The following is a 5030-nucleotide window of genomic DNA, read 5'->3' as shown; positions in this document are numbered from 1 at the left end:
ATTTACGTATTTCGTCTACACCACTTACAGGACCGTCGCTTCCAGGAATGACAGGAATGTCTGCATCCACCGCCTGGTCCCTTGCCTTCACTTTGTCTCCAAACATATTCAGGTGTTCACTCGTCGGTCCGATGAATGTAATGCCTTCCTCTTCACATCGACGCGCAAATTGGATGTTTTCAGATAAAAATCCGTAACCAGGGTGAATAGCATCTACCCCCACGCTCTTGGCGATTTCAATAATGCCCTCGATGTCAAGGTAAGCGTCTATCGGTTTCTTTCCTTCACCGACTAAGTAGGCTTCATCTGCTTTGTATCGATGGTAGGAGCCTGTGTCTTCCTGGGAATATACCGCCACTGTGCGAATATTCAATTCTGTACAGGCACGAAATACTCGTATAGCGATTTCCCCACGGTTTGCAACTAATACTTTATTAATGTGCTTTAGTTCTGCCACGATCTCACTCCTCGATTTTTCATATAAGATTGTTTTGGTGGTGCTTTGTCTAAGGGCACCTCTTCACCTTCTTCTTCTTTGATTTTAACGGTTCGGGCAATGTTGTTTAGGATCCCGAGGGCAGCCATTAAAATCAACAGGGATGAACCACCATAGCTGACGAAAGGAAGGGTAACCCCAGTAATAGGTAATAAACCGCTCATTGCCCCTAAATTGATCATAGCCTGAAGAGCGATCATCGACGAAATTCCTATAGCAAGAAGAGCACCGAATGCGTCCCGGCATTTGGACGATATGTACAGTCCTCTTAAGACAATCAGTGCCAGCAGACCGATTGTGATCGCAACACCTATGAAACCTAATTCTTCAGCAATAACGGCCATGATAAAGTCTGTGTGAGGCTCAGGTAAATAACCTAGTTTTTGAACACCTTGACCAATGCCTTCACCAAATAAACCTCCTGTTCCAATTGCTACATAAGATTGGATTAAATGGTAGCCATCTTGATCTGGAGATTCAAAGGGCTGATAAGCGCCTGAAAATCGTTCTAACCTCTCATCAGTAACCATCTGAGTACTACCAATTAAAATAAGAGCCACGGTAACAACGACTAAAAGCAGAATATGCTTCCAATGGATACCTGACGTCATTATCAAAACACTTGCGATGAGGCCAATGATGGCAGCGGAACCGATATCCGGCTGCAATACGATCATTGCAAGTATTAAAGATGTCAGGATCAAAGGCGGCACGACCGCTTTAGTGAAATCACCAATATACCTCTGCTTCTTGGCATATACGGAAGATAAGTAAATAATCAAGCCAATCTTTACGAATTCCGCGGGCTGAAAGTTCATGAAACCAAGGTTGTACCAGGAAACCGCATTATTGACCTCTGTACCAAACACAAAAAGTCCCGCTAAAAGAGTTACCATAAGGAGCACACTCAATTTCGCTAATCGCTGCCAGTGTCTATAAGGTACTAAAGAAGTACCTATCATTAGGATCAACCCTAACAAAAACCACTGAATCTGCTTCATTAAGAAATGATCACTGGAAACACCAAAGCGCACTGGCCCATAAACCATACTCGCACTGTAAATCATGACTGTACCGAATGCTATAAGAGCAATAGGGGCAAATAGCAGGCTAAAGTCGTAACTCTTCAAATGTCTTTTCATTTTTATTCATCCCTACTTTATATATTTGTTCTCTTTCCAATCGCAAAATTCCTGCTAATCTGACAATTAGGCATCGAAATTTGCGAAAGCGCTTTAATATAAAAAAACTCAAATCACAACAGAGGTCGTCGTAATTTGAGTAGCTTGTCCTTTATGAGTTTTGTGCTGCCTCATGCAAGACGTTCAATTGTTGTTCTAAGTTATCAAGGATTTGCTTACCTTCTTCATCGCTGATTAAGTTCAAGCGAACCGCAAAATGTATCTCGCGTGATAAACCGAACATTTGTGTATCTAAAACTTCTTCATAAAGTGGACACTGAGGCATAGTCAAGTTGTCCATCTGTACTTTTATTAACTTCAATATTTTATCAGCGTCAGCTTTTAGAAGGGCATAGGCTTTTTCACGATGATCCACAGCCACATCAGACAACATCAAAATCCCCTCCATTTACAGTCTCTCTTCTAATAATATTATCGCTTACCACTGAAAATTGCAACAGAGGATCTCGCATTGAATTAAAAAATAGAGAGGTCATATCGGTTCGATAAAAGTTCTAATAATTTCAATCCTACGACACTGTTTCCCTTCTCATCCAGGCTTGGTCCGTAAACCGCTATCCCACCAAATCCGTTCAGGGATGCCAATACTGACCCTGATACTCCACTTTTAGCAGGAATGCCGACTTGAATAGCGAAAGAGCCTGAAGCATCATACATTCCACAAGTGACCATAAACGTTTTGCAAATTCTTGCTAAGTGTTTAGGGATGATCCTTCGTCCGGAGTTCAAATCCCTTCCTCCATTAGCAAATAAGGCACCGATTTTTGCTAACTGGCACACGTTCAGCTCAATCGCACACTGTTTAGTATAAGCATCGAGGGTTTCTTCTACACTTCCTGTTACAATCTGATGCTGCTTCATATAGAAAAGAAGCGATCGATTCAGAAAAGCTGATTCGAATTCAGATTCAGCCACTTCACGGTCATAGCTGATGGAATGATCGTCTGTCATTTCGTGAATGAATGTAAGTAGCCTCCCCACTTTTTCATCAGGGGTGTCCCCGTGGATCATATTCGTAACTGCAAGTGCCCCTGCATTAATCATTGGATTTAGAGGCTTTGAAGGACGCTGCTCTAAACGGTATATCGAATGGAAAGGATCCCCTGTAGGTTCCATGCCCACTCGATCGAATACATATTCCTCTCCATTGTCCATCAATGCTAATGCAAGTGAAATGACTTTTGAAATACTTTGTAAAGTGAACGTCGCTTCTACTTCTCCCGCTTCAATTGTTTCGCCATCGATATAGTGAATAGCAACGGCCAAGTCCTCTGGATTTTGTCTTGCTAATGCAGGGATATAATTAGCAACATGGCCATCGTATGCATAGGGGCGGACATTGTCTAACCACTCATTGAGTATGTCTGTTGTTATATCTTTTTTCATTGTTCGAACCTCCTTAATGAAATCGAATTCAATTTTTGCTATGATTTGTATGGATGATTTTTTGGAAAGGTGGCATGAGCCATGATTGTGCAAATTGCAGGAAATGTTAAGTTCCCGATCACGCTAGATCCGACAGTCTGGATCTTTGACGACCGTAAGCTTACGTTTAAAGAAGTCTTCAATCCTGAAGAAATACAAGAATCCGCAGAAGAAGAAGACGAACTAAAGAGAAAGTCACTCCGTTTTGATAGAGAAGTTTATCAGCAGAAATTAAATCCACCTGTCAACAAAAGTATCAACCGGTTTGAGAAACAACGTATCATGAAAGGTACTTTTCTTATGCCACTAAAACCTTTCCTTCATACAAGCGAGCCTGAGGCAAGTGTTAAGGAAGCGTCACTCGTCACCGATGAAGGCGAGCATACTATTCAGGCGGATGCATTAGCTGAAGCACTCCTTCTCTTTGCAGAAGACGGTAAACCACTGAAAGAGACTGGTCCTGTCCACTTATATTTCAAGGATGGCTCCAATCGATCAAATCCCATAAAAGGGATTAAAAAAATCATACTGAAGTAGCAAATGAGGACGGCTTTTATAGCTGTCCTTTTTTATTTTTCTGCTCTGTTTAAAGGTGTTAATAAATCCTATTTTTAACTAAGAAGAACCTGAGTATATTATTCGTCACCTGGCACACGCTATAAAAAAAAGTGGTGGTTTGATGAAAAAATTATTTTGGTTAACTTTACTCATCGCCTTAGCGGCTTGCCAGCAATCAGATGAAGAATCTCTACTAAAAGAACGCCAAGGCGACTCAGAAATGAAATACGTCACAAATTCTGATCCAGTTAAAAGACAGAAAATGACAAGCCAACAAGCGGCAAGGCATCTATCTAAACTTGCAGTTGAAGTACCCGATGTCCATGATGCAACCGCTCTTGTACTCGGTGACTATGTAGCGGTCGGAATAGATGTTGATAAGGATTTAGATCGCTCCCGAGTAGGTGTCATCAAATACTCCGTTGCCGAAGCGATCAAACATGACCCTTACGGCAAACAAGCAGTTGTCATAGCCGATGCAGACGGAGTCGAGCGATTACGCGGTCTCGGGAAGAAAATATCTCAAGGCCACCCTATTGAAGGAGTTATTGATGAACTGAGTCAGATTGTCAGTCGATATATGCCTGAGGGGCCAATCAATGAAAGACCGCAAACAGAAACGAACCAGGAATCCATTCCTAAAAACGAGCAGAAAAAGTTGAACAAGATTGAGAAAGAGCAGTCGAAACAAGAATGACAGAAAAACAGCTAAATCCTCAAAGAGGATTTAGCTGTTACTTTTTTCTAAAATTTCTCTTTCTTTCTCAGTTAGTTCATTGTAGTACTGAACTCCAAACTGTGAACCCTCTGAAACCATATCTGCATTTTCTAAGTTGTCTAATTGAGGGTTTCCCGCCTCTTCAATAGGCAAATCTTCTTTTTGTGTAAAATTATTCTGTAATGATTTAGCCTTATCTACGACCTGTTGCCTGTTTTCCTCGTTTCGGAGAAAATATGCTGCTGCACCTCCGGCAACGGCCCCGATTGTAGTATAAATCCAACGCTTTCTCACATAATCACCCTTTCTGAACTTCTGTAATTTTACTTCCCCTTTCCAACTATTCTCAAACATGAAGAGCTAAATTATACGAAAGCGTTATAGTATGATAAAATAACTGTAATAATGGATATAGTTTGAGGTGAAAACAGTGCGTGTTCAATGCGTCATTTGTGACCAGATAGAAAAAATAGACAGCTATTGCTTACAAGCCAAACGACTGAGAAACCGACGGATCCACACGTATATGTGTCAATCCTGTCACGATCGGATCGAAGAAAATACCAATAAACGTCTAGCCACAGGAAAATTCCAATTCAACCGGGAACGAAAAAAAGAAAAACACTTGAGT

At 41.3% G+C, this 5030-nt stretch carries 8 protein-coding genes; 3 read left to right on the top strand and 5 right to left on the bottom strand.

Features of this window, described 5'->3' with window-relative positions:
- The 4 genes from LD39_RS15270 to glsA form a co-directional block, all read right to left on the bottom strand.
- Positions 1-457: biotin carboxylase N-terminal domain-containing protein (locus LD39_RS15270; protein ID WP_035549088.1), on the bottom strand; the 457-nt coding region annotated here is incomplete at its 3' end.
- On the bottom strand, positions 445-1638 hold the full coding sequence (gene ftsW / locus LD39_RS15265; protein WP_035549087.1) for a putative lipid II flippase FtsW: 1194 nt from the start codon (positions 1636-1638) through the stop codon (positions 445-447). The genes ftsW and LD39_RS15270, both read right to left, overlap by 13 nt.
- Before the next feature lie 151 nt (positions 1639-1789).
- Positions 1790-2071, bottom strand: coding sequence for a YlaN family protein (locus tag LD39_RS15260; protein ID WP_035549085.1), 282 nt, complete (start codon positions 2069-2071; stop codon positions 1790-1792).
- A gap of 83 nt (positions 2072-2154) precedes the next feature.
- Positions 2155-3084 (bottom strand): glutaminase A, encoded by a 930-nt coding sequence (gene glsA, locus LD39_RS15255; protein WP_035549083.1) that lies wholly within the window; start codon positions 3082-3084, stop codon positions 2155-2157.
- Between the two features lie 81 nt (positions 3085-3165).
- Between glsA and LD39_RS15250 the strand changes: the two genes are divergently transcribed.
- Both LD39_RS15250 and LD39_RS15245 read left to right on the top strand, forming a co-directional pair.
- Entirely contained in the window at positions 3166-3660 is a 495-nt protein-coding gene (locus LD39_RS15250; protein WP_035549081.1) for a hypothetical protein, read from the top strand.
- A gap of 142 nt (positions 3661-3802) precedes the next feature.
- Positions 3803-4378, top strand: coding sequence for a YhcN/YlaJ family sporulation lipoprotein (locus LD39_RS15245; RefSeq protein WP_035549078.1), 576 nt, complete (start codon positions 3803-3805; stop codon positions 4376-4378).
- Positions 4379-4408: 30 nt separating this feature from the next.
- Here LD39_RS15245 and LD39_RS15240 read toward each other — a convergent pair whose 3' ends face one another.
- The gene (locus LD39_RS15240; RefSeq protein ID WP_035549075.1) at positions 4409-4693 is read right to left on the bottom strand and encodes a hypothetical protein; all 285 of its coding nucleotides are present in this window, start codon (positions 4691-4693) and stop codon (positions 4409-4411) included.
- Between the two features lie 136 nt (positions 4694-4829).
- On the opposite strand from LD39_RS15240, the gene LD39_RS22250 reads away from it, so the two are divergent.
- The coding region (locus tag LD39_RS22250) for a YlaI family protein (protein WP_156112664.1) at positions 4830-5030 on the top strand (201 nt) is incomplete at its 3' end.

The organism is Halobacillus sp. BBL2006, assembly GCF_000786645.1.
GTDB lineage: Bacteria > Bacillota > Bacilli > Bacillales > Halobacillaceae > Halobacillus.
Note: the sequence above shows the minus strand (reverse complement) of the source record. Positions and strands in the feature narration are given on the sequence as shown.